The following is a 24,484-nucleotide window of genomic DNA, read 5'->3' on the forward strand; positions in this document are numbered from 1 at the left end:
TGACAATGCACCCATGGAAATAGAAAAACCGGGAAAATGTCCCGGTTTTTTTCATTTCCATGGGTGTTTCTTTATCGTGGCAAGTCTTTCACCGGCGAATCCTGCGGCACATTGACCTTAGAATTCGGCGTCAACTGTACCGTTTTCATGTTCGATTTGGGTTTCACATTGCTGTGCTTGTCCACCTGTTCCGTCTTGGTTGCATGGGGGTCGCCCAGTATCCCTTTGTCCATGTTTTCCTCCTCCTATCGTTCCCGATATATGCCTATTTTGCGCATAGCTTTTGCTAGTCCCAGCGGCTTCATTCCTTTTCCTCATCAGGACGGTAAGCGGGTCTGCCAAAGGGCGCTCCATTTTTCTGAGATGGCTGTTTTTCTTCCGCCTTATCGACCCTTCCAACGGCGCCAACCGATCCAAGCGTCCCCACCTCCCCAAGCTCCCGCGGCTCCGGCAGCCGGTAGGCCAGCAGTAGCGCGACCACCTCGATCACCACCACGACCCAGAATATCCACTGTATCGGCACGAGACGGAGGAAGGCGCCGGCGGTGATGGGGAGGAGGGCGACGGGAGCGGAAAAGAGGTTGGAGAGGCTCACATAGATGGGGCGCTTTTCCACTGGCGTCGTCTCCATCAGGTAGTTGACGAAGCCCAGCCATCCGCCGAAACAGGCGCCGAGGAACATGAAGCCAAGGCCTGTGCCGGCGAAGGCGGCGCCCCCCGTCAGCCGCTGCGAAAGGAGGATGAGCAGGGGAACGGCGATGTTGATCGTCGTTACGGTCATGATCGTCCGTCGGTTGCCGGCGCGATCGCTCAGATACCCCAACAGCAGACCGCCGCCCACCTGGCCGAGCACTTGAAGCGACAAGAGGATGCCTGGCGCCCAGGGAGGGAGAGCGCCTGCCTCCCGCACATAGAGAATATAGAAAGGAAAGCCCAGCACGTTGAAACTAGTCAGCACCTGAACGATCAGCATCCGGGAAAAGAGGCGGTGCTCGGCCAGGTACTGGGGGATCCGGCTGACCACATGGGTGACTGATAACTCACTCGCCTTCTCTTTCGTTTTCGGCGGATCGATTGCCAGGCGGATCATGGTTGTCGATATGAACATAAAAGCAGCGCCGATGGTGATGAGGAGGGCAAAGTTATCGGGGAAGGTCAAGCGGGGCGATGCAAAGACGCGCTGCACGACAAGGGTGCCGGCCAGCGCGCCCAGGCCGCCGAGGGCTTGCATCGTTCCGAAGAGCTTCCCCCGGTGGGAGTCGTCGATGGTCCGGCCGAAGACATCCATCCAGGGCACTTGGGCGATGCCCTCGCCGAAGGCGAACAGGGTGTAGGCGCTTAGGAACAGCAAGGCCACAAGCGCCGGCGGCGCGTCGAACCAAATCGCCAGCGCCGGCAGAAGCAACGGTAGGCGTGTCGTCAGGTGCAGGCGGAAGATGAAACGGTTTAGTCGGGTGGCGCCGGTCACCCAGCCGGCCATCAAAATCTGCGGCAAGAAAAAACCGACCGTGCGCACTGTGGAGGCCAAACCTACCAGGACCGGCGACTGGGTGAGTTGGTTGAGAAAGAGGGGCACAACGATGGTGCCGTCGATAAAGGCGAGCGCCGTGAAGTAGAGGGAGCCGTTGGCTGTCATAAAATAGAAGTTTCGCTTGTCAACCTGATCGCGCCATTGCACTCGGTCACCGCCTCCTGCCTTTCGATCGTCGTCTCGCCTTTTCCCCTAGAGAAGTGGAAAAAATGGCAGCGACATTTTATAATTCCCGGAAGGCAGAAGGAGGATTCCGGGATCAAACGTCGAATAGGATTTCAGATTGGTGGTCAGACCATCTGAACATCTGTTTGTACTTTTTTTAACATGGCAATCATCCCAGACCGGTCTGACCGTCCAATCGATATGAATAAAAGGAGTTGGAAGAAACGTGTCCTCGGAAAAACTTTTTTCCGTTTTTAAGGAAAAGGCGGGGGTCATGTCCGCTCAGGTTCACCGTGTGGGCACATGGGCCCAAGCCGGCGAACTGATCGCCGAACAGGTCAAAGAGCTGAAGGCGAAACGGGTTCACCTCTTTCCCACGCCCCAACTGGAGAAGACCAACTGCCGGGCCACGCTGGCCAAGACCGGGGTCACCATTTCCGAAAAACTCGATCGCCATGAACTCGACGTCACCGATGTGGGTGTTACTTTCGTCCCGTATGCGGTTGCGGAGACAGGATCAATCCTTCATCCCGAGACAGATCCCCTGGGCCGCGCTGTGACCATGCTGCCACCAACCCATATCGCTGTTGTTCCCTTCAACAAGATTCTCCCGACTGTCGCCGAGGCGCTGGAAACGGTCGTTAAAGATTATGGCACGGTTCCTGGCTACATGTCCTTCATCTCCGGCCCGAGCCGGACGGCCGACATCGAGCGGGTGCTCACCATCGGCGTCCACGGCCCCAGCAAGCTGATCGTAATTCTCGTCGACGAAGGGGTGTAAGAGGAATGTCCAACGAGCAGCACAACCAAGACTTCAAAGCGTCGATTCAAAAGGCCCTCAACGACCAGGTTATGCGGGGCGCCCTCAGCCGCTTCGCTGACGCCTACCCGACAGCCCGGAAAAACGCCTACCAGGGTGTGGACATTGAGGCGCTGCGCGGCGAGATCGCCTGCGCGAAAGCCAAAAACGGCGAAAACCTGGATCAACTGATCAAGCTCTTCACTGAGAACGCCACCAAGCGGGGCGCCAAGGTCTACTTCGCCAAAACGGCCGAAGATGCCAACCGCTACATCGCCAACCTGGCCATTGAGAAAAAAGTCAAAAAGATTGTCAAATCCAAGTCCATGGCCTCTGAAGAAATCCACCTGAATGATCACCTGAAAAAAGCCGGCCTGATCGTCAACGAGACCGACCTGGGCGAATGGATCATCCAACTCGCCGGCCAGAAGCCGAGCCACATGGTCATGCCCGCCATCCACCTCTCCAAGGAGCAGGTGGCCGGCTACTTCAGCAAGGAAATGAAATCGGACATCCCGCCCGATATCCCCCTCATGGTGCAAAAGGCCCGCGTCGAACTGCGGACCAAGTTCATCGAAGCCGATATGGGCATCTCCGGCGCCAACTTCGCCGTCGCCGAGACGGGCACCATCGCCACCGTCACCAACGAGGGCAACGCCCGCCTGACCACGACCCTGCCACGCGTCCACGTCGCCCTCGTCGGCATCGAAAAAGTGATCAAGGACTTCAAGGAAGCGGCCAACATCATCAAGGCCCTGCCGAAGAGCGCCACTGGCCAGTTGATCACCAGCTATGTCACCATGGTCACCGGCGTCACCCCCACCGAGGTCGACGGCCAGGTCCAGGACAAGGAACTGCACATCGTCCTCATGGACAATGGCCGCAGCGACATGCTGAAGGACCCCAAGTTCAAACAAGCCTGGCAGTGCATCCGCTGCGCCTCCTGCCTGAACGTCTGCCCCGCTTACCAGATGGTCGGCGGACACGTCTACGGTCATATCTACGCCGGCGGCATCGGCGCCATCCTGACCTTTTTCTTCAACGATCCCACCGACGCCGAAAAGCCGCAAAACCTCTGCCTCGGCTGCGGTCGCTGCACCGAGGTCTGCCCCGGCAAAATCCCCATCCCTGATCTGATCCTGGAGATGCGCCGTCGTATGGCCGAGAAAAAAGGCATCGGCCTGATCCCCAAGGCCATCTTCAACGTCGTCGCCAACCGCAAGCTCATGCACAGCCTGCTGCGCGTCGCCTCTGTCGGCCAGTTCCCCCTGACCGGCGGCAAGCCCTTCATCCGCCATCTGCCTTTCTTCTTCTCCGAACTGACGAAGGAACGGAGCCTGCCGGCGGTGGCGCCGAAGCCCTTCCGCGACATCGCCAAGGAGCGCGAGAAGAAGAACACGGGCAAGAAAAAGCGGGTCAACTTCTACGCCGGCTGTCTCATCGACTTCTGCTACCCCCACATCGGCACTGCCGTCTACGACGTCCTCGAACATGCTGGCTGTGAAGTCTACTTCCCTTGGGATCAGGCCTGCTGTGGCGCTCCGTCCAAGTATATGGGCGACACGGAGTCCCAGATCCGACTGGTCAAGCAGAACGTCGCCGCCATGGAAGAGGGCAACCCCGACTATATCGTCTCTGCCTGCCCGACCTGCACTGTCGCCATGATGGAAGATATCATCGAGGTGCTCAAAGACGACCCCGCCTGGTGTGAACGCGCCAAAAAGGTGGCCGCCAAGGTCCGCGACTTCTCCGCCCTTGCCGAGGAACTGGGCGTCAAGGCGCCCGGCAAAAAGAAGAGCCTCAAGGGCAAGTTCACCTACCATGATTCCTGCCACTACCGCCGCCACCTGCATCTCTCCGATGTACCCCGCAAGCTGCTCACCGAAGTGGCCGGCATGGAACTGGTGGAGATGAAAGATTCCGATCAGTGCTGCGGCATGGCCGGCTCCTACCTGGTCAAGTTCCCCGAAATCTCCGCCCCGATCCTGCAGAAGAAGCTTGACAACATCGCCGCCACGGGCAGCGAACTTGTCTGTGTGGACTGCCCCGGCTGCGTCATGCAGATTTCCGGTGGTTTAGATAAGCGTCACAGTTCCGTGAAGATCCGACACACCGCCGAGGTCCTAGCGGAAGCGCTGCGCAAAGGTTAAAGAAAGAGGAGGATTCATTCATGTCCGTACAACAAGCGATCCGGGAAGTGGAAGCACTGCTCGGCAAAGAGCGGGTTTTGACCACCGTCGAAGATCTGGCCTGCTACTCCTTTGATGGAACGGCCGACGCCCCGTCCCAACGCCCCGACGCTGTCGTCATGCCCAAGACCACGGAAGAAGTACAGGCGATCATGCGCATCGCTAGCAAGTACAAGACCCCCGTCTATCCCCGCGGCGCTGGCACCAACCTGTCTGGCGGCACCATCCCCCTCAAGGGCGGTCTCGTGGTCACCTTCCAACTGATGAACAAAATCCTGGAGGTCGACGCCGAAAACCTGACGGCCACCGTCCAACCGGGCGTCATCATCGCCTCGCTGAACACCGCTGTCGCCCCCTATGGCCTGATCTACCCGCCCGATCCGGGCACCGTTTCGACGGCCACCATGGCCGGTTCCACGGCGGAGTGCTCCGGCGGCCTGCGCGGCCTGAAGTACGGCGTCACCAAGCACTACATTATGGGCTTGGAAGTCGTCCTGGCCAACGGCGAGAAGTTCCGCGCCGGCGGCAAGACCGTCAAAAACGTGACCGCCTATGATCTCGTGAAGCTTTTCACCGGGTCGGAAGGCACCCTGGGCATCATTACCGAACTGATCGTCAAACTGATCCCGGCGCCGGAAGCGAAAAAGTCTATGCTGGCCATCTTCGGCGATCTCGATGACGCCGGCAAGACTATCGCTGGCATCATCGCTGCCAAGGTCATTCCGGCCACCCTGGAGATCATGGACAAGACAACCATCGAAACGGTGGAAGCCTTCGCCAAGGCCGGTCTGCCGACCGACGCCGAAGCCGTTTTGCTCATCGAAGTTGACGGCATCCCCGAGGTTGTGGAAAAAGAAGCCCAAGCCGTTGTGGAGGTCTGTAAGCGCTTCAATGGCAAGGTCCAAGTAGCCCGCGACGACGCCGAACGAGAAAAGCTCTGGGCTGCCCGCCGCGCCGCCCTGCCCGCTTTGGCCCGCAAATCGCCCACGACTGTTTTGGAAGACGCCACCGTTCCCCGTTCCCGCATCCCCGAAATGCTGCGGGCGATTCGCGCCATCGCCAAGAAGTACGACCTGCTCATCGGCACCTTCGGCCACGCCGGCGACGGCAATCTGCACCCCACCATCCTCTGTGACGAGCGCAATGCCGAGCAGATGAAGCGGGTCCACAAGGCCGTCGACGAGATCTTCCGCGCCGCTGTCGACATGGGCGGCACCCTGTCGGGCGAGCACGGCATCGGTATGGCCAAGATGAAATACCTCGAGTGGGAACTGGGCGCCACCGGTGTGGACGTGCTGCGCCGCATCAAAGAAGCCCTTGACCCCGATTACCTGCTGAACCCCGGAAAAATGGTCGCGGGGAGGTCCTAAGTGATGGCCGATCTGAAAACACTGGAAAAAGCTCAGGAACTGATCAATCAGTGCATGAAGTGCGGCAACTGCCAAGCCGTCTGCCCCCTTTATGCCGAAACGATGCATGAGGGCGCTGTGGCCCGCGGCAAGATCCGTCTGGCTGTGGACGTGCTGGAAGGCAAATTGCAGCCTAGCCATGCTGTCCTGGACAAGTTTGCCCTCTGCCTGACCTGCAAAGCCTGTGAAGCCAACTGCCCCTGCGGCGTCCAATGTGTCGGCATCATCCTGGCCGCCCGTGCCCAACTGGCCGAGAAGGTCGGCCTGCCCTTCATCAAGCAGTCCATCTTCCGCGGCCTCAAGCTGCGCCGTCTCTTCAACCTCGGGTTGAAGGTGGGCGCCAACTTCCAGGGCGTGGCCCTGAAAAAGCGCGGTGAAGGCCTGAAAGGCCGCACCATGCGCTTGCCTGTCATGGGCATGGATATGCGCCGCGTCATCCCCGACCTGGCCACGACTCATTCTCGGGATATGTATGACGAGTTCAACCCGGCCCACAGCGGCAAAGGGAAGGTGCGCGCTGCCTTCTTCACCGGCTGTGTCAACAACCTCATCTACAACGACACCTGCAAGGCCATCGTGGAAGTCCTCCGCGCCAACGACGTGGATGTGATCATCCCGAAAGCCCAGCACTGCTGCGGCGCCCCTGTCTTCATCAACGGCGACCGCAACATCGGCCGCGACATGGCCCGCCACAACCTGGAGGTCTTCACGGCTGCTGACGAGAAGTACAACTTCGATTATATCTTTACCGCCTGCGGCACCTGTGTCTGCTCCTTCGCCGAACACTACCCGCACCTGCTCCATGATGAGCCCAAGTACAAGGCCATGGCGGAGAAACTGGCGAAGAAGACGACCGACGTGAACCCGTTGGTGATCAAGATGGGCGGCCTGCAAAAGCCCCTCGGCAAGGTGGAGCATGTGGTGACGTACCATGACTCCTGCCACCTGGCCCGGAGCATGAAGGTCACTGCCGAGCCCCGGGAGATCATGAAGGCCATCCCCGGCATTCGCTTCATCGAGATGAAAGACGCGGCCCGCTGCTGTGGCGGCGCCGGCTCCTTCAGCCTGACCCATTACGACCTGTCCAAACAGATCACCACCAAAAAGGCCGAGAACATCCGCAACACCGGTGCCACCCTGGCCACCACCGGCTGCCCTGGTTGCCGGATGACCATCGAAGACGGCCTGGCCCAGTCCAACGTCAAGATCGACACCGTTCACCCTGTGGCGCTGCTCTACGAATCCTACAAGAACAGCGGCGTCATTAAGGGGTAAAGGTTAGGGCGTGGCGAAAAGCCTGGAGCCTTAACATCCGACCGGTTAACGTGAGATAAAGAAAAAGAGAGGTTTGTCCCGGTAAAGGGCATGCCTCTCTTTTGCTTTTATTATCGTGCTCATCTCAGAGCCCGGATAACGCATTGAGCTGACCCTATGTGAGGATGTGTTATTTTAGCAACGGCTCGACGCGCTTGACGAAATCGTTTTTGCTCCGTGCCGCGCCGATCAAGACATCAGCGATGTTCCCGTCTTTATCAATGAAAAAGGTGGCTGGGATCGGCTGAATCCCATAGGCCGCCGCCGCCGCATGAGAAGGGTCTTTGTCGAGGAGGATCGGGAATTTGATGTCCAACTTTTGCACGATCTTCTGTACATCCGCCTCTTTGTCGTTAAAGGTGAGGTTAACGCCCAGCACGGCGACCTTGCCCTCGTATTCTTTGGCAAATTCGTTCAGATCCGGCATCTCGTTGCGGCAGGGAGGGCACCAGGAAGCCCAGAAATTGACCACGACAGGTTTCCCTTTGTAAGCGGACAGGGATTCCTCCTTGCCGTAGAGCGACATGAGCTTGAAGTCAGGCGCCGGCCTTCCCTTCACTGCAGCCACGGGGTTATCGGAGGCTGTCGAAGAGGGGTTCCCAGCGCCGCTGCCGCCGCTCTCCGCATCGGTGGAGATACAACCGCCTGCCGCCAGTGAAAGGGCGAGCACCGGGGCAAAGAACCACTTTGTCATCGCTGTTTTCATCGGCACGAATCCCCCTAAACGGAAATTTACATTGGCACAGGCAATTCTCACAGATACCCCACGGGGTATCTGGTCCCTCTATATATTACCTTTTTTTTGCCAGGGTGGCAAGGGGGGATTGGTGGAAGGGCAGAGTGAGGGTGCGGAAGAGCAGTGGATCGAAGGGAGATAGATGGCCTATAAGGAGAAAAAAACCCCACGCCTGGGGGCGCGGGGTTTAACACAGGAGATTCTAGATTCTGGGCGTAAACCGTGTATCGATGATTTGGTTCGGCAGTTTAGCGCTTGGAGTAAGCGCCTTTGCTGTCGGTTTGACCCATGACGGAGAAGCCGAGGATGGCTACGATGACGGCGGTGATGCCGAGGAGCATATAGCCTTCGGACTGCAACTGGGCCAAGTTGGCGGCAGCAGCAGCAGCAACACCTTTCTGGTAGACGGGAATCATCCACTTCAGGACAGTCGCTTGCAGATAGGTGATAATGCAGACAATCACGAGGAAGAACAAGGAGTGTTTGACAGTGAAGCGGAACAGATCCGATTCCTTGCCGACCAGGCCAGTGGCGGCGGTGGCGACGGCGATAGACTGGGGCGAGATCATCTTGCCGGTGACGCCGCCAGAAGAGTTGGCAGCGACGGTCAGAACGGGATCGGTGCCAATCGTGTCGGCGGTGATGGCTTGCAGCTTGCCGAAGACGGCGTTGGCCGAGGTGTCAGAACCGGTGATGAAGACGCCAAGCCAGCCGAGGACGGGCGAGAAGAGGGGGAAGAGGGCGCCTGTGGTGGCCAGGGCCATGCCCATAGTGTAGGTCATGCCGGAGGAGTTGCCGATATAAGCATAACCAAGAACGGACGCGATGGTGATCATGGGGAACTTCAGCGACTTGACGGTATCCCAGAAGATGCCGAGGGTCTGACCAAGAGGCATCCGCACGATCAGCATAGTGATGAAGGCGGAGAGCAGGATGGCCGTACCAGCAGCGGAGAGCCAGTTGAACTTGAAGATGGCAGCGATGGGTGCATTGGTGGTCGGGTTGATGACAGCATTGTGGATGACAGGGAAGGCGAACTTGATGGTAACCGTATCGAGGACTGCGTTGACAGCCTTCATGCCCCAGTTGCCGACCAAGATGGTCAGGATGATGAAGGGGCTCCAGGCTTTCAGGACTTTCTTAAAGGTCAGGTTGGCCGCGGAAGCGTTGTAGGTGGCAGCCGGTTCGTTCTCAAAGCGCCAGATGTTCTTGGGCTTCCAGAGCTTGAGGAAGATGACCAGCGCGATGATGGAGCAGAGGGAGGAGATGATGTCGGGGAGCATGGCGCCCAGGTAGTTAGCGGACCACCACTGGCCGAGGGCGAAAGCGCCGCCGGAGACGAGAGCGGCTGGCCAAACTTCTTTAACGCCTTTCCAACCGGACATGATCATGACCAGCCAGAAGGGAACGAAGACGGACAGCAGGGGAAGCTGGCGACCGACCATCTGGGAGATGGCGAAATCGTCGATGCCGGAAACCTGACCGGCGACGATGATGGGGATACCGATACCGCCGAAGGCAACAGGCGCCGTATTGGCGATCAGGCAGAGACCGGCGGCGTAGAGGGGGTTAAAGCCGAGGCCGACGAGCATACCGGCCGAGATGGCGACGGGAGTGCCGAAGCCGGCAGCGCCTTCGAGGAAGGCGCCGAAGGAAAAGGCGATCAGCAGCGCCTGGAGACGGCGGTCGTCGGTGATGGAGGCGATGGAGTCTTTGATGATCTCAAACTGGCCGCTCTTTACCGTCAGGTTGTAGAGGAAGACGGCCGTGATGACGATCCAGCAGATGGGGAAGAGACCGTAGAGGGCGCCTTGCAGCGTCGATGCGATGGCGACTTGGGCCGGCATGCCGTAGACGACGATGGCGATGAGGACGGCGATGGTCGTCGTGGTGGTGCCGGCGATGAAGCCTTTCATCTTCTGAATGGCCAGAGCCCAGAACAGATAGATGATGGGAATGACGGCAATGGCGGCCGACAAGAAGATATTCCCCATGGGATCGTATACTTGAGTCCACATAGTTGGGGGCCTCCTTTCAAATTGAGAAAGTGCATGTGACATCTAGCACAAAGATAAGTGCAGTGAGGCAGGGAAACTGTAATCAGGAAGACCTGTCGTAGAATCAGCGACGGTTGGCGGTAATCCCCCCTCTACGTGCTTGCCGGTTAGTTCAAAACCGTTTCTCCATTGTCATCTTACGATAAGATGAACTAACCAACAAGAGATATGATGGTCTGACCGACACTTTTATTACTATTCTCTGAATATCTGAAAACTCCTTCTCGTATGTGAAAACTTTTTCGATTTCCCGAAAGAAACAAAAAACGGACCTCAATAATGGGAACGGGCGGAGGCAATAGGTGGAAATATCACTGATTCAAAACATGTTATAATAGGAAGTGATTAAGAACAGATTCACAAATATTCAGATTAGACCCTTTAATTTGACTAGAAAGATAATACAGTCACTTCCGAGCATTGTCTAGATAGCCGACTGCGCTGAGGGCGGCGACAGCGCCCTGGCCGACCGCTTTGGCCAGTTGATAGGGCTTTCCCGTGCAGTCGCCGGCGGCGAAGACGCCAGGAATATTGGTCGCCATCTGCCCGTCGACGGTGACGGCCTTGTTATCGGTAGCTATGCCTGGTACGAGGATTTCCGCCTTTTGGGTCTCTCGAAGAATAAAGACGCCGTCAACAGTGATATCTTGCCCATCGACGCCCAGGGAGGTGACGGTTTCGGCGCCCTTGATGGAGAACGCCGTTCCTCTCAGAAGTGTCGTTTTTGCGGGCAGGGAAGGAGCGGTCCCGGCGGAGTTCGCATCGGAAGGCGCAGCCCTGTTGCCTTGCGGTAACAGGTAGTAGAGCTTGCCTGCCACGTCGTCCAGAAACAAGACCTCATCATAGGCGGCGCCGCCAGTGTAATCAATCAAGGCTACCGTCTTTTCTCGAAAGAGGGGACCGTCACAGGTGGCACAGTAGGAGACGCCTTTGCCCAGGAAATCATTTTCCCCAGGGAGCACCTTCTCGATATGGACGCCAGTGGCGATGATCAGTGACCGAGCTGAGTAATGCCCTTTTCCAGTCGCCACCGCAAAGTCGCCGTCTCCAGGATAGACCGCCGTCACCCGTTCCTCCCGCAGTTCGATGCCACGGCTGCTGACATGGCGGAGAAACCTGTCCATCAGGTCCTTGCCGGAGATCTCCGGCAAACCCAGGTAGTTGTCGATCCTCTCCGCCTTGGACAAGCGATGGCTGCATTGCTTCGATCCTAAGATGATAAAGGACTTGTTCCGGATGCGCAGGTTCAAGGCGGCAGACAGGCCGGCTGGTCCGCAGCCGATGACGATGCAGTCATAACGATCGGACATGTCGAGACTCCCCTCTGTTGGTGATGCATCGAATGTGTCCCAACTAGTGTGTCCCAAAAGGACCCCCTTTCTTTGAGAAAAGGAGATTCTGCACAAAAGTAAAAATATTCTTGAAATTATCGCAATGAATGTGTTACAGTCATCTCCAGACAGGTATCGACAAGCAAGCGTCTAACAGCATGACAGCAGGCAGTGAACCATAGACGAAGAACAAGTCGGTCCTAGCGGAATTGTCGAGAAAAACGGGGATATATTTTGGTCAAGTTGCCATAATTGTCTATACTTTGCGAATGGTATGTTTAGCTTGTTACGTAAATATACAAGTATGAAAAAGAATGAAACAAGGACGTAAAGGATGAAATCGAGACCTAATCAGTTTATTTGCGCTTGTACACATGGTTGACTCCCCTTGTCCACGATGCTAAACTACGCGATGAGAACAGGGTTCGCTTAATTCACGAAGGAACAGGGAATGGAAGGAGGATGATTGAGAAAAAAAGTGCAAGTTACAGAAGCGGGGACCTGCTCTTAGGCGGGCCTTTTGCCTGTTAACGGGCTTGGGCAGCCGATGGAGCAGCATAAAACGGTTTCAACGGGTTTCTTTTTAGGTTAAAGTGTGAATTTTGTGAATTGGGCGAAAAGAAAGAGAGATTAGGTTCTTCTAATACCCTTGGGGGCGGAAAGGAGCAGCGGAATGTCGGACAATAATCATTTTCTGATCCGTAAAGTTCACTCCTTGCTCGGCATCATTCCTATCGGTCTGTTTTTTGCTGAGCACACGTTGATGAACTCCATGGCTATCGTCAGCCCGGACATCTGGCTGGCTTGGACGAGTTTCCTTCATCACCTGCCGTTCAAGATCTTCCTTGAGATGGCAATGATTTTCCTTCCCATCGCTTTCCACGCCATTTACGGTCTCTATATCGTCTACGTGGCCAAGAATAACACCCTCCAGTACAACTACTTCCGGAACTGGATGTTCTACCTGCAGCGCATCACAGCCATCATTACCGTTCTTTTTGTGGTCTGGCACGTCTGGTCCCTGAAGATGATGGACTTCTGGAGCACGACCAGCGGCACCTACTTCACCAACTTCGGCCAATACCTGGCTTCCAGCCCCATCGCGTTGGCCGCCTATGTCATCGGCTTTCTGGCTGCGGCCTTCCACTTCGCCAACGGCATCTGGAGCTTCTGTGTCGCCTGGGGCATCACGATCGGTCCGAAAGCGCAAAATGTGACCTTCGTGTTGTGCATGGGCATCCTGGGCGTCCTGTCTGTCGGCGGTCTGGGAGCGCTCTTCTTCCTGATGAATGCGGCACACTAACGATATATAGAGGTGGGATGAAATGGAAACGCGTATTATCGTCGTTGGTGGCGGTCTTGCCGGTCTGATGGCCGCTATCAAAATCTGCGAAGCCGGCGGTAAAGTCGACCTCTTCTCCTTGGTTTCAGTGAAACGCTCCCACTCGGTCTGCGCCCAGGGCGGGATCAACGGGGCTGTCAACACCAAGGGTGAAGGCGACTCCCCTTACGAACATTTCGACGACACTGTCTACGGCGGCGACTTCCTGGCGAACCAGCCCCCCGTCAAGGCCATGTGCGATGCGGCTCCTGGGATCATCTACATGATGGACCGCATGGGCGTCATGTTCAACCGGACTCCGGAAGGCCTTCTGGACTTCCGTCGTTTCGGTGGCACGAAGCACCACCGCACCGCTTTTGCCGGCGCCACGACGGGCCAGCAGCTCCTCTACGCGCTGGATGAGCAAGTTCGCAAATGGGAAGCGGCCGGCCGTGTTACCAAATATGAGAACTGGGACTATCTCTCCTCCGTCATCGACAGCGAAGGCGTCTGCCGCGGCATCGTCGCCCAGGACATGGCCTCCATGGAGATCCGCGCTTTCCGCGGTGACGCGGTCATCTTGGCCACTGGCGGCATTGGCATGATCTTCGGCCGTTCCACCAACTCGACCATCAACACCGGTTCGCCCCAAGCCTCGGCCTACCAGCAGGGCGTCTACTACGCCAACGGCGAGATGATTCAGGTGCACCCCACCGCCATCCCCGGCGAAGACAAGCTGCGCCTGATGTCCGAATCGGCCCGCGGCGAAGGCGGCCGGGTGTGGACTTATAAAGATGGCAAACCCTGGTACTTCCTCGAAGAATGGTATCCCGCCTACGGCAACCTGGTTCCCCGGGATGTGGCCACCCGCGCCATTCACAAGGTCTGCTACGAACTGGGCCTCGGCGTGGACGGCAAGCCCCAGGTCTACCTGGATCTGTCCCACATCGACGCCAAGACCCTGGACCGCAAGCTCGGCGGCATCCTTGAGATTTACGAAAAGTTTGTCGGCGACGACCCGCGCAAAGTGCCCATGAAGATCTTCCCCGGCATGCACTACACCATGGGCGGCCTCTGGACCGACTACGACGGCATGACCAACATCCCCGGCCTTTTCGCCTCTGGCGAAGCCGAGTACCAATACCATGGCGCGAACCGTCTCGGTGCCAACTCGCTCCTTTCGGCCATCTTCGGCGGCATGGTCTCCGGCCCGGCGACCATGAAGTATGTCAAAGGCCTGAAAAAGTCGGCTGCCGACGTTTCCCAGTCTGTCTTTGACCAGGAACTGAAGCGCCAGCAGGCCAAGATGGAAGAGATCTACCGCATGAGCGGCACTGAAAACCCCTACAAGATCCACGAAGAGCTCGGCGACATGATGCTGCAGCACGTCACCATCGTCCGGATCAACAAAGATCTGAAGGCGACCGACGAGAAACTGCAAAATCTCATGGCCCGCTGGAAAAAGATCGGCCTGCCGGACAGCAGCCGCCATGCCAACCAGTCAGCCATCTTCACCCGCCATCTCTGGAATATGCTTGAACTGGCCCGCGTGATCACCATCGGCGCCCTCAACCGGAATGAAAGCCGCGGTGCCCACTACAAGCCTGAATTCCCGAATCGTGACGACGAGAACTTCATGAAGACGACGAAGGCGAAGTGGACGGCCCAAGGCCCGGTTCTCGAGTATGAAGACGTCGATGTCTCTCTCATCAAGCCGCGGCCCCGCCGTTATGACGTGGACAAGGGGGCGAACTAATCATGGCCGAAACGATTCGTTTGCGTATAAAACGGCAAGACGGTCCGAACGGGACCCCGCGTTGGGAAGAGTTCGCCATTCCTTACCGGAAAAACCTCAACGTGATTGCCATGTTGCAGGACATTCAGAAAAACCCCGTGCTGGCCAACGGTCAGAAGACGACCCCTGTCGTCTTCGAGTGCAACTGCCTGGAAGAAGTCTGCGGCGCTTGCAGCATGGTCGTCAACGGCAAACCCCGCCAGGCCTGCTCGGCCCTAGTGGACCAACTGAGCCAGCCCATCACCCTGGAGCCGCTCTCCAAGTTCCCCCTGATCCGCGACCTGCAGGTCGACCGGACCCGGATGTTTGAGAGCTTGAAAAAGGTGAAGGCCTGGATCGACATCGACGGCACCTATGATCTGGGCGCCGGCCCCCGCATGGCCCCGCGCGACCAGGAGTGGGCCTACCCCCTCTCCCGTTGCATGACCTGTGGCTGCTGCGCTGAGTCCTGCCCCAACTACAACCAGAAGTCGGCCTTCATCGGCCCGGCGGCCATCTCCCAAGTCCGCCTCTTCAACGCCCACCCCACCGGCGAGATGCAATCCCATGATCGCCTTGACTCCGTCATGGGCCCGGGCGGCATCACCGACTGCGGCAACGCCCAAAACTGCGTGCGCGTCTGCCCGAAAGAGATCCCCCTGACCACTTCCATCGCCGATATCGGCCGGCAGACGGTGTTCCGCTGGATCGACCGGGCGCTGCGTTCCTAATCGCCATAGATTCTGATTCGCAAAGTTCCTTCTTCATCGGTTGCTATAAAATGACCTAGCTGGGGCGGGGCCCCGGCTAGGTCTTCCACCGCCCGGATAAGTCTTATCCGAGGGTTTGTCTGAACCGCCACAACAACAAGGGACCATACAACTATGCATTGATTTACGCATCCCTACATAATCCTTCCGACAGTGCATCGCGCTCCGCATCGCAGCAACGACCGCCGCGTCATCTCCCACCACCAGTCACCGCAATGCCATTGTCCACTGTCGATTTGTTAAAAAACCTTTCCGTCTACTGGTAAGGGTTGGCCCCGAAAGGGTTAACATATCAACAGCGAACAAGGAGGGCATTGAAAAACAGTGAAGTGCTTCGAGTTCATGGGGAAGGATATCTTCGCGCGCTTTGGCATCCCAGTTCCCCAGGGCCGCATGGTCATGACCCCGGAAGATGCGGCGAAAGTGGCGGCGGAGATCGGCAAGCCGGTCGTCATCAAATCCCAGGTCCTTTCCGGCAAACGGGGCAAAGCCGGCGGCATCAAGTTTGCCGACACCCCGGAAGAAGCCGCTCAAGCGGCGGCGGAAGTGCTGTCCATGACGGTTCAGGGTCTGCCGGTCCAGCGCGTTCTTGTCGAAGAAAAGCTGAAGATCGACGCCGAACTCTATGTGGCCATCACCATCGACGGCGCTGCCAAAGCGCCTGTCGTGATCGCCTCGGCCAAAGGCGGCATGGACATCGAAGAACAGGACGAAGTAGATATCGTCAAAACCCATCTGGACGTCTTTTTAGGGCTACCGGCCTTTCTTGCCAGGGATTTGGCGAGAAAAATTGGTATCCGCGGCAATCATGCCAAGGAGTTTTCTGACATACTGTCGAAAATGTATTGTATCCTTAATCACAAGGATGCCGAACTGGTCGAGATCAACCCCCTCGTCATCTCCGGCGACCACCTGATCGCCGCGGACGCCAAGCTGACCATCGACGACAGCGCCCTCTACCGCCAGAAGGACATCCCTTTCGTCGACGAAGACATGACGGAAGTGGAAAAGATGGCCAAGGCAGCCGGCGTTGGCTCTTTCGTCGAACTGGGCGGCGACATCGCCATCATGGCCAACGGCGCCGGCATCACTATGGGCACCCTGGACATGATCCAACTCTTCGGCGGTCGGCCGGCCAACTTCATGGATGCCGGCGGCGGAACAGGCGTGGAAGGCACGGCCAAAGCGATCCGCATCCTCCTAGCCCAGAACCCCAAGGTCATCTTCATCAACATATTTGGCGGGATCACCCGCTGTGATGACGTCGCCAATGCCCTGGCGCAGGTAAAGCGGAATATCGGCATCCCCGTCCCGGTCGTCGTCCGCATGGTCGGCACCAACGAGGAGGCGGGTGTTCGCATCCTGAAGGAAGTCGGTATCGACGCCTATCGGGATATGAAAACGGCCGCTCAAATGGCCGTTGCGCTTGCAAAACGCGGGGAGGGGGCGTAATCATGGCGATCCTGGTCGATGCGGCATCGAATGTACTTATTCAGGGAATCACGGGCAAGCAGGGAAGTTTCCACTTCAAGCAGATGCGGGCCTTCGGGACCAACGTCATCGCCGGCGTCGCGCCGGGGAAGGGCGGCAGCGAGTTTGAGGGCGTGCCTCTCTACGAGACGGTCCAAGAAGCCTGCGAGCATCACGCCATCGACGCAACCGTCTTATTCATTCCGGCGGCCTTCTGCAAAGATGCGGCCTTGGAAGCCATTGAAGCTGGCATCAAAGTCATCGTCATCATCACTGAACATATCCCGGTGCAGGATGAGTTAATCATAGTCAATCGGGCCAAACTGAAGGAAGCAGTCATCATCGGACCCAACACCTTCGGCATGGCCTCCTGGAAGTGCAAGCTCGGCATCCTCCCCAACGTCGCCTTCTCCCCGGGTCCGGTCGGCGTCGTGGCCCGTTCAGGAACCTTGACCTATGAGATCGTCGGTTCCTTGACGAATGTCGGCATCGGCCAGACCAGTGTCGTCGGTCTCGGCGGAGACCGTGTCCCGGGTTCATCATTTGTGGATATGCTCAAGCGGTTTGAGGTCGACCCAGACACCAAGTGTATTGTCCTGGTGGGCGAGATCGGCGGCAACGCCGAAGAAGAGGCGGCCGAGTTTATCAAGACCATGAGCAAGCCTGTCGTCGCATACCTGGCCGGGAAGAGCGCTCCTCCGGGCAAGCGGATGGGTCATGCGGGCGCGATCATCGAGCGCGGCAAGGGCACTTACGAAGGAAAAGTGAAGGCTCTGACCGCCGCCGGCGCACAAGTGGCCACCTTCCCCTACGAAGTCGTAGAAAAAGTCCAGACGCTGCTCGGCCATCCCTGAACGAAGCCATCCCCGGCGCCGCCGCTTTGAGCGGCGGCCCGGACCTCCCTCGATCAGGCGGTCAGGAAACATGGCGATCCACGGGCGAGAAGGACACCGCACCATTCGTTCCCAAGTTCGAAAGGAGGTTCATCGGTTCGTGTTTGATTCGGAAAAAGTCGCACAAGTCAGTGAAGCAAAAGCAAAGTGGCAGGAGAACTCGCTGGGCAAGGTCCTGAAAAAGGCTCCCGAGCGCCGGCCCGAGTTTGTCACCGATTCCGGTATCACCATGAACACCCTCTACACCCCCGACGACGTAGCCGATCTCGACTACGCCCGTGATCTTGGTTTCCCCGGTGAGTATCCCTATACCCGCGGGGTGCAGCCGAACATGTACCGCGGTCGTCACTGGACCATGCGCCAGTACGCCGGTTTCGGTACCGCCGAGCAGTCGAACGAGCGTTTCCGCTATCTGCTGGAACAAGGTCAGACCGGTCTTTCTTGCGCCTTTGACCTGCCCACCCAGATCGGCTATGACTCGGACGATCCCCTCTCCCAGGGTGAGATCGGCAAAGTCGGCGTCGCCATCGACACCATGGCCGACATGGAGATCCTCTTCGATAAGATCCCCCTCGACAAGGTCTCCACGTCGATGACCATCAACGCCCCTGCTGCGGTGTTGCTGGCCATGTACATCGCCGTCGCTGAAAAGCAGGGCGTCAGCGCTGACAAAATCGCCGGCACCATCCAGAACGACATCCTCAAAGAGTACATCGCCCGCGGCACCTACATCTTTCCCCCGGCGCCGTCGATGCGCCTGATCACGGATATCTTCGCCTATTGTGCCGAGAAGGTGCCCAACTGGAACACCATCTCCATCTCGGGCTACCACATCCGTGAAGCTGGCTCCAGCGCCGCCCAGGAAATCGCCTTCACCCTGGCCGACGGCATCGCCTACGTTCAGGCGGCCATCAATGCCGGCTTGGATGTCGATAAATTCGCGCCTCGTCTCTCCTTCTTCTTTAACGCCCACCTGAATTTCTTCGAAGAGATCGCCAAGTTCCGGGCGGCTCGCCGCCTCTGGGCCACGATCATGAAAGAGCGCTTCGGCGCCAAGAACCCCCGTTCCTGGGCGTTCCGCGTGCACACCCAGACGGCCGGTTCCACCCTTACGGCCCAACAGCCTAATGTCAACATCATGCGCGTCGCCTTCCAGGCCCTTATGGCCGTCCTTGGCGGCACTCAGTCGCTGCACACCAACTCCAAGGATGAAGCGCTGGCACTGCCCAACGAAGAGTCGGTGCTTATCGCGCTGCGGACCCAGCAGGTCATCGGCTACGAGATCGGCGCCGCCGATGTGGTCGATCCCCTGGGCGGATCCTACTACATCGAATCCCTCACCAACCAGCTCGAAGCGAAGGCCAAAGAATACATCCAGAAGATCGACGAGCTGGGTGGAGCCCCCAACGCCATCGAATACATGCAGCGTGAGATCCAGGCCAGCGCCTACCGTTACCAGAAGGGCGTCGAGTCCGGTGAAAACGTTGTCATCGGTGTCAACAAGTTCCAGATGAAGGAAGAGCCGCCTAAAGGCCTGCTCAAGGTCGACCCGGCCCTCGGCGAAGCCCAGAAGGCCAAGCTGAAGAAGGTCAAAGAATCCCGCGACAATGTGGCTGTGCAAAACGCCCTGGCCCGCGTCAGAGCGGCCGCTGAAGGCAATGAAAACATGATGCCTGTCATCATTGACGCCGTAAAGGTCTACGCCTCCCTGGGCGAAATCTGCGGTGTCATGCGGGAAGTCTTCGGCGAATATCGTCAACAAATCATTTTCTAAGCGGGGAGGGTCGATCGTACCATGGAAAAGAAACCGATTCGCGTAGTAGTTGCCAAACCGGGCCTCGACGGCCACGACCGCGGCGCCAAGGTCATCGCCCAAGCGCTCCGGGACGCCGGCATGGAAGTCATCTACACCGGCCTGCGCCAGACGCCGGCCCAGATCGTTGAAGTCGCCATCCAGGAAGACGCCCAAGTCGTCGCTCTGAGCTCGCTCTCCGGCGCCCACAGCGCCCTTTTCCCACAGGTGGTGGACGGCCTGCGCGCTCAGGGACTGAACGATGTCCTTGTCCTTGGCGGCGGCGTCATCCCTGATGACGACATCCCCTTCCTGAAGGAATCGGGCGTCGCCGAAATCTTCACCCCCGGCACAGACACGCGGGACGTCGTGGCTTTCATCGAAGAGCACTTTTACGGCCCAAAAAAAAAGCCTGAAATCCTGCACATCGACCACGTCGGCATCGCTGTGAAGGACCTAAAGGCGGCCATTGCCTTCTATGAGAACGTCATCGGCATCAAGTGCACCGCCATCGAAGAGGTAGCTGAGCAGAAGGTTCGCGTGGCCTTCCTGCCTTCGGGCGACGCTGAGGTGGAACTCCTCGAATCGACCGATCCGGAGGGTCCCATCGCCAAGTTCATCGCCAAGAACGGCGAAGGCATCCAGCACGTGGCCTACCGTGTCGACGACTTGGAAGCCAAACTGGAAGAACTGAAGAAGGCGGGCGTTCCTCTCATCGACCAAAAACCGCGGCGCGGCGCCGGCGGTGCTGACATCGCCTTCCTCCATCCGAAAGGCACTTTCGGCCACCTGGTCGAACTTTGCCAGCGTCCCGGCAAACTGAAGTAAGACCGGCGCCGCCACACCACCGTTCCTGCTGTGGCCTGCCGAACCCTGCATGAAGTGGGGGGAGGGGGCGCAACATAGTTCCACAAAAACAGGTGTATGAAGATTGGGAGGGATCATTCCCTTGAACATGGAAGAACGTTTGGCACAGTTGGCGAAATACCGCGAGAAAATCACCCAGGGCGGCGGCCCCAAGCGGATCGCCAAACAGCACGAGTCTGGCAAGATGACCGCCCGCGAGCGCATCGAGGCCCTGCTCGATCCCGGTTCCTTCGTGGAACTCGGCGTATTTGTCGGCGACAGCAACTTTGACAAGCTAGAAAACCCCGGTGAAGGCGTCGTTGTCGGACACGGCACCGTCGAGGGCCGTGTGGTCTATATCTACGCCCAGGACTTCACCGTTTCTGGCGGTTCCCTCTCGAAGGCCCATGCCGACAAGATCGTCAAGGTCATGGACCTGGCCCTGAAAAACGGCGCTCCCTGCCTCGGCTTGAACGACTCCGGCGGCGCGCGGATTCAACAAGGCGTCGACGCTCTGGAAGGATACGGCAGCATCTTCTACCGCAACACACTCTCCTCCGGCGTCATTCCCCAGATCTCGGCCATCCTCGGCCCCTGCGCTGGCGGCGCCGTGTACTCTCCCGCCCTCACCGACTTCATCTTCATGGTCAACGGCATCTCCCGCATGTTCATCACCGGTCCCCAGGTCATCAAGGCCGTCACCGGTGAAGACGTGTCGCCAGAGGCCCTCGGCGGCGCCCTTACCCATAACCAGAAGTCCGGTGTGGCTCACTTCATGGCGGACAGCGAACTGGAGTGCTTCGAGCAGATCCGCGCGTTGCTCTCTTACCTGCCCTCCAACAACATGGAAGAGCCTCCAGTTGTCGATCCGGCCGAACCCGAGTTCGATCCGGAAGAACTGATTACTATCATTCCCCCCAATCCCAACCAGGGCTATGACGTCCGCGACGTGCTGGTGCGCATCCTCGACGCCGGCTCCTTCTTCGAAGTACAGCCCCTCTTTGCGCCCAATGGCATCACCGCCTTTGGCCGCCTGAACGGCAAAGTGGTCGGCATCCTGGCCAACCAGCCGAAGGTTCTGGCCGGCTGCCTTGACATCGATGTATCTGACAAACTGGCCCGCTTCGTCCGTTTCTGCAACGCCTTCAACATCCCCCTGCTGACCTTTGAAGATGTGCCCGGCTTCCTGCCCGGCACCAACCAGGAGTACGGCGGCATCATCCGGCACGGCGCCAAGATGCTCTACGCTTACTCGGAAGCGACTGTTCCCAAGATCACCATCATCCTGCGCAAGGCTTATGGTGGAGCCTACCTGGCCATGTGCGGCAAGCCCCTCGGCTGTGACGCCGCCTTCGCCTGGCCGACAGCTGAAATCGCCGTCATGGGTCCCGATGGCGCCGCCAACATCATCTACCGCAAGGAGATCGAAGGCGCCGAAGATCCCATCGCCATGCGCAAGCAGATGGTCGAAAAGTACCGGGAGGAAGTCTCCAATCCGTTTATCGCCTGTGCCCGCGGCTATGTGGAAGATATTCTCGACCCGAGGGAAACCCGCAGCCGCCTGATCGCGACCTTGGATGCCCTGGCAACGAAGCGCGAAAACCGGCCGCGTAAGAAAAACGGAAACATCCCGGTCTAAGGTCCTGGGGGTGTCGCCCCCCTTTGGAAAGGGGTTGGGTAACGAAACATGCTAAACCGTGACCGCAAACGTCGTCGCCAAGCGGCCATCGCCGCCGTCATGTCGGCCATCGGCTATCAGATGGCCAGCATCAAGCGGCGGGGAAGAGTAACAGGCGGACAGAGCTTCGCCCGCTCGGCCTGGACCGGACGGACAGATTGGAAGACCATGGGTCTTGCCGATGCCTTGGGGCAGAGGGACTCGGATACCCCAGTTGAGGAGATTGCCAGGCAGATCGCTGCCCGAATGCCTGACAGCGGGAGGGAAATTTTTGTGAAGAGATTCAAAGTCCGTGTCGACAATCAGATGTTCTATGTAGAAGTCGAAGAAATCCCTGGTGAAGGCGCCATGGCAGCTGCCGCTCCGGCTCCCGTAGCCCGTGCTGCCGCTCCGGTTGCCCCCAAAGCCGCACCGGCAGCTGCGCCCAAAGCCGCTGCTGCTGCTCCGGCGCCCAAGGCTGCGCCGAAAGCCGCCGCTCCCGCCCCTGCCGGCGGTGGCGGAATCACCGCCCCCATGCCGGGCACCATCCTGGACGTTCGCAAAAACGTCGGCGATGTGGTCAAGGCTGGTGAAACTGTCCTCATCCTCGAAGCCATGAAGATGGAAAACGAAATCCAGGCGGACCACGCGGGCACCATCCAAGAGATCCGCGTGAAGAAGGGCCAAGCGGTCAACGCCGGCGAGGTTCTGGTCGTCATTGGCTAACCGTAAGCGAGGAACGTCGACCCAGACGAAGGGCAGGAAGGAGTCGAACATGGAAAAACGGGTTATCAAGTTTACAGACACCACGCTTCGCGATAGCCATCAATCCCTGCTGGCTACCCGAATGAAAATCGAAGACATGCTGCCGATCCTCGAAAAAATTGACGCGATCGGATACCACTCCATCGAATGCTGGGGTGGCGCCACCTTCGATACAACCATGCGCTTCCTGAACGAAGATCCCTGGGAACGTCTCTGGACCATCAAGAAATACTGCAAGACTCCCACGCAGATGTTGCTGCGGGGCCAGAACTGCGTCGGCTACAAGCACTATGCCGACGACGTTCTGGAAGCTTTCATCAAGTACGCCTGCGAAGGCGGCATGGACATTTTCCGGATCTTTGACGCCTTAAACGACGTACGGAACATGGAAAAGGCGATGGAGTACACCAAGAAGTATGGTGGGCACGTGCAAGGCGTGCTCTGCTATACCATCAGTGAATTCCACACCACCAAGTACTACGTCGATATGGCGAAGAAACTGGCCGAGCGGGGTGCCGACTCTATCTGTGTCAAGGATATGGCCGGCATCCTCACCCCCGGCGCCGCTTACGAGGTTGTCAAAGAGGTCAAAGCCGCCGTCGGTCTGCCGATTCAGTTACACACCCACTACACCTCCGGCATGGGCGGCATGATGTACCTGAAGGCGATCGAAGCTGGTTGTGATGTCATCGACACGGCTATCTCCTCGCTGGCCCTGTCCACTTCGCAGCCCGCCTGCGAAACGATGGTGGCTACCCTGGAGAGCCTCGGCTACGAGACCAACCTGGATCTGCTGAAGCTCAAGGAGATTGCCGACTACTTCAAGGATGTCCGCAAGAAGTACAGCCAGTTCGACCTCACCGACGGCACGCCCGACACGAACGTGCTCGTCTATCAGGTCCCCGGCGGCATGATCTCCAACTTCCTCTCCCAGCTTGCCCAGCAGAACGCTCTGCACAAGCTGCCCGATGTGTTGGCGGAAGTGCCCCGCGTCCGGGAAGACTTCGGTTACCCGCCGCTCGTCACCCCCTCCAGCCAGATCGTCGGCTCCCAGGCGGCCCTCAACGTCCTGCTCGGTGAGCGGTACAAGATGGCCACCAACGAGGTCAAGCAGTACATGCGCGGCTTCTACGGCCAGCCCCCTGCGCCGGTCAACGAAGAAGTACGCAAGAAGATCGTCGGCAACGATGAAGTCATCCATTGCCGCCCGGCCGACCTCATCCCCCCTGGGATGGAAGAAGCCAAGAAAGGCGTCGCCTCGGTCATGCAGAAGGAGCAAGATGTCGTCACCTACGCCATCTTCCCGAACGTGGCCCTGCCCTTCCTGGAAGAGCGCCTGGCCCAGCAAGCCAAGGTGGACTTCAAGCTCGCCAAGGAAGGCGCCGATGACGAAGGCAAGGTAGTCACTTATCCTGCTTAAGTAAGCAATTAAAAAAACTTTTGCTAACATTTAACAAAGGTTTAATATGCGAAAAAGCCGCCGGTGATATGCTGGCGGCTTTTTTTCCTTCGTTCAAGCAGACCTTTGATACGCGCCGAAATCAAACAAGCGTCCGGCCGATATAGCCGAACGCCTGAATCATCTATTCTGATGACCTGCTATTTAGTTACTCTTTGATGTAGGAGCAGCAGTAATCAGACACTTCTGTGGCCGATACTTTGAAT

18 protein-coding genes and 2 pseudogenes are annotated in these 24,484 nt (G+C 58.1%); 15 read left to right on the top strand and 5 right to left on the bottom strand.

The genetic code is table 11. The features are described 5' to 3' along the window. Nucleotides 1–71: 71 nt before the first annotated feature. Both AC0CW1_RS00430 and AC0CW1_RS00435 read right to left on the bottom strand, forming a co-directional pair. The gene (locus AC0CW1_RS00430) at nucleotides 72–233 is read right to left on the bottom strand and encodes a hypothetical protein (protein ID WP_488181177.1); all 162 of its coding nucleotides are present in this window, start codon (nucleotides 231–233) and stop codon (nucleotides 72–74) included. A 68-nt stretch (nucleotides 234–301) separates the two neighbouring features. Beyond that, nucleotides 302–1,678: an MFS transporter gene (locus AC0CW1_RS00435; protein ID WP_488181178.1), complete on the bottom strand. Its 1,377-nt coding sequence runs from the start codon at nucleotides 1,676–1,678 to the stop codon at nucleotides 302–304. A gap of 244 nt (nucleotides 1,679–1,922) precedes the next feature. On the opposite strand from AC0CW1_RS00435, the gene AC0CW1_RS00440 reads away from it, so the two are divergent. The 4 genes from AC0CW1_RS00440 to AC0CW1_RS00455 are packed head-to-tail and all read left to right on the top strand — an operon-like array spanning nucleotide 1,923 to nucleotide 7,368. Next, nucleotides 1,923–2,477 (top strand): LutC/YkgG family protein, encoded by a 555-nt coding sequence (locus tag AC0CW1_RS00440; RefSeq protein WP_488181179.1) that lies wholly within the window; start codon nucleotides 1,923–1,925, stop codon nucleotides 2,475–2,477. Nucleotides 2,478–2,482: 5 nt separating this feature from the next. Then, entirely contained in the window at nucleotides 2,483–4,645 is a 2,163-nt protein-coding gene (gene ldhH, locus AC0CW1_RS00445; RefSeq protein WP_488181180.1) for an L-lactate dehydrogenase (quinone) large subunit LdhH, read from the top strand. A 20-nt stretch (nucleotides 4,646–4,665) separates the two neighbouring features. Then, nucleotides 4,666–6,054, top strand: coding sequence for an FAD-binding oxidoreductase (locus tag AC0CW1_RS00450; RefSeq protein ID WP_488181181.1), 1,389 nt, complete (start codon nucleotides 4,666–4,668; stop codon nucleotides 6,052–6,054). 3 nt (nucleotides 6,055–6,057) lie between these two features. Then, nucleotides 6,058–7,368 carry a (Fe-S)-binding protein gene (locus tag AC0CW1_RS00455; RefSeq protein ID WP_488181182.1) on the top strand — a complete coding sequence of 437 codons (1,311 nt, stop codon included), beginning with the start codon at nucleotides 6,058–6,060 and terminating at the stop codon, nucleotides 7,366–7,368. A 169-nt stretch (nucleotides 7,369–7,537) separates the two neighbouring features. Here the strand turns inward: AC0CW1_RS00455 and AC0CW1_RS00460 are convergent, their stop codons facing one another. The 3 genes from AC0CW1_RS00460 to AC0CW1_RS00470 form a co-directional block, all read right to left on the bottom strand. Further along, nucleotides 7,538–8,113: a TlpA family protein disulfide reductase gene (locus AC0CW1_RS00460; protein ID WP_488181183.1), complete on the bottom strand. Its 576-nt coding sequence runs from the start codon at nucleotides 8,111–8,113 to the stop codon at nucleotides 7,538–7,540. A gap of 278 nt (nucleotides 8,114–8,391) precedes the next feature. Continuing rightward, entirely contained in the window at nucleotides 8,392–10,161 is a 1,770-nt protein-coding gene (locus AC0CW1_RS00465) for an L-lactate permease (protein ID WP_488181184.1), read from the bottom strand. Between the two features lie 446 nt (nucleotides 10,162–10,607). Continuing rightward, nucleotides 10,608–11,510 (bottom strand): NAD(P)/FAD-dependent oxidoreductase, encoded by a 903-nt coding sequence (locus AC0CW1_RS00470; RefSeq protein ID WP_488181185.1) that lies wholly within the window; start codon nucleotides 11,508–11,510, stop codon nucleotides 10,608–10,610. A 694-nt stretch (nucleotides 11,511–12,204) separates the two neighbouring features. Between AC0CW1_RS00470 and AC0CW1_RS00475 the strand changes: the two genes are divergently transcribed. The 11 genes and pseudogenes from AC0CW1_RS00475 to AC0CW1_RS00525 all read left to right on the top strand — a co-directional run bounded on the left by AC0CW1_RS00475 (nucleotide 12,205) and on the right by AC0CW1_RS00525 (nucleotide 24,239). Further along, nucleotides 12,205–12,834 carry a succinate dehydrogenase/fumarate reductase transmembrane subunit gene (locus AC0CW1_RS00475; RefSeq protein WP_488181186.1) on the top strand — a complete coding sequence of 210 codons (630 nt, stop codon included), beginning with the start codon at nucleotides 12,205–12,207 and terminating at the stop codon, nucleotides 12,832–12,834. Nucleotides 12,835–12,856: 22 nt separating this feature from the next. Beyond that, the gene (gene sdhA / locus AC0CW1_RS00480; protein ID WP_488181187.1) at nucleotides 12,857–14,608 is read left to right on the top strand and encodes a succinate dehydrogenase flavoprotein subunit; all 1,752 of its coding nucleotides are present in this window, start codon (nucleotides 12,857–12,859) and stop codon (nucleotides 14,606–14,608) included. 2 nt (nucleotides 14,609–14,610) lie between these two features. Continuing rightward, complete coding sequence (gene sdhB / locus AC0CW1_RS00485) at nucleotides 14,611–15,357, top strand: succinate dehydrogenase iron-sulfur subunit (RefSeq protein ID WP_488181188.1); 747 nt, start codon at nucleotides 14,611–14,613, stop codon at nucleotides 15,355–15,357. Between the two features lie 363 nt (nucleotides 15,358–15,720). Further along, the gene (gene sucC, locus AC0CW1_RS00490) at nucleotides 15,721–16,848 is read left to right on the top strand and encodes an ADP-forming succinate--CoA ligase subunit beta (protein WP_488181189.1); all 1,128 of its coding nucleotides are present in this window, start codon (nucleotides 15,721–15,723) and stop codon (nucleotides 16,846–16,848) included. A gap of 2 nt (nucleotides 16,849–16,850) precedes the next feature. Then, nucleotides 16,851–17,720 carry a succinate--CoA ligase subunit alpha gene (sucD, locus tag AC0CW1_RS00495; protein WP_488181190.1) on the top strand — a complete coding sequence of 290 codons (870 nt, stop codon included), beginning with the start codon at nucleotides 16,851–16,853 and terminating at the stop codon, nucleotides 17,718–17,720. A 139-nt stretch (nucleotides 17,721–17,859) separates the two neighbouring features. Beyond that, a complete protein-coding gene (locus AC0CW1_RS00500; protein WP_488181191.1) occupies nucleotides 17,860–19,533 on the top strand; it encodes an acyl-CoA mutase large subunit family protein in 1,674 nt (557 codons plus the stop codon). Nucleotides 19,534–19,554: 21 nt separating this feature from the next. Then, nucleotides 19,555–19,941, top strand: a pseudogene (locus tag AC0CW1_RS00505) (cobalamin B12-binding domain-containing protein); the annotation flags it as partial. A gap of 45 nt (nucleotides 19,942–19,986) precedes the next feature. Continuing rightward, nucleotides 19,987–20,379: pseudogene (gene mce / locus AC0CW1_RS00510) on the top strand (methylmalonyl-CoA epimerase); the annotation flags it as partial. A 121-nt stretch (nucleotides 20,380–20,500) separates the two neighbouring features. Then, complete coding sequence (locus AC0CW1_RS00515; RefSeq protein ID WP_488181192.1) at nucleotides 20,501–22,036, top strand: acyl-CoA carboxylase subunit beta; 1,536 nt, start codon at nucleotides 20,501–20,503, stop codon at nucleotides 22,034–22,036. A 48-nt stretch (nucleotides 22,037–22,084) separates the two neighbouring features. Continuing rightward, nucleotides 22,085–22,780, top strand: a complete 696-nt coding sequence (locus AC0CW1_RS00520; RefSeq protein ID WP_488181193.1) for a biotin/lipoyl-containing protein — start codon at nucleotides 22,085–22,087, stop codon at nucleotides 22,778–22,780. Nucleotides 22,781–22,829: 49 nt separating this feature from the next. Continuing rightward, nucleotides 22,830–24,239 (top strand): pyruvate carboxylase subunit B, encoded by a 1,410-nt coding sequence (locus AC0CW1_RS00525; RefSeq protein WP_488181194.1) that lies wholly within the window; start codon nucleotides 22,830–22,832, stop codon nucleotides 24,237–24,239. Nucleotides 24,240–24,484 lie beyond the last annotated feature (245 nt).

Source organism: Heliomicrobium sulfidophilum, assembly GCF_057715735.1.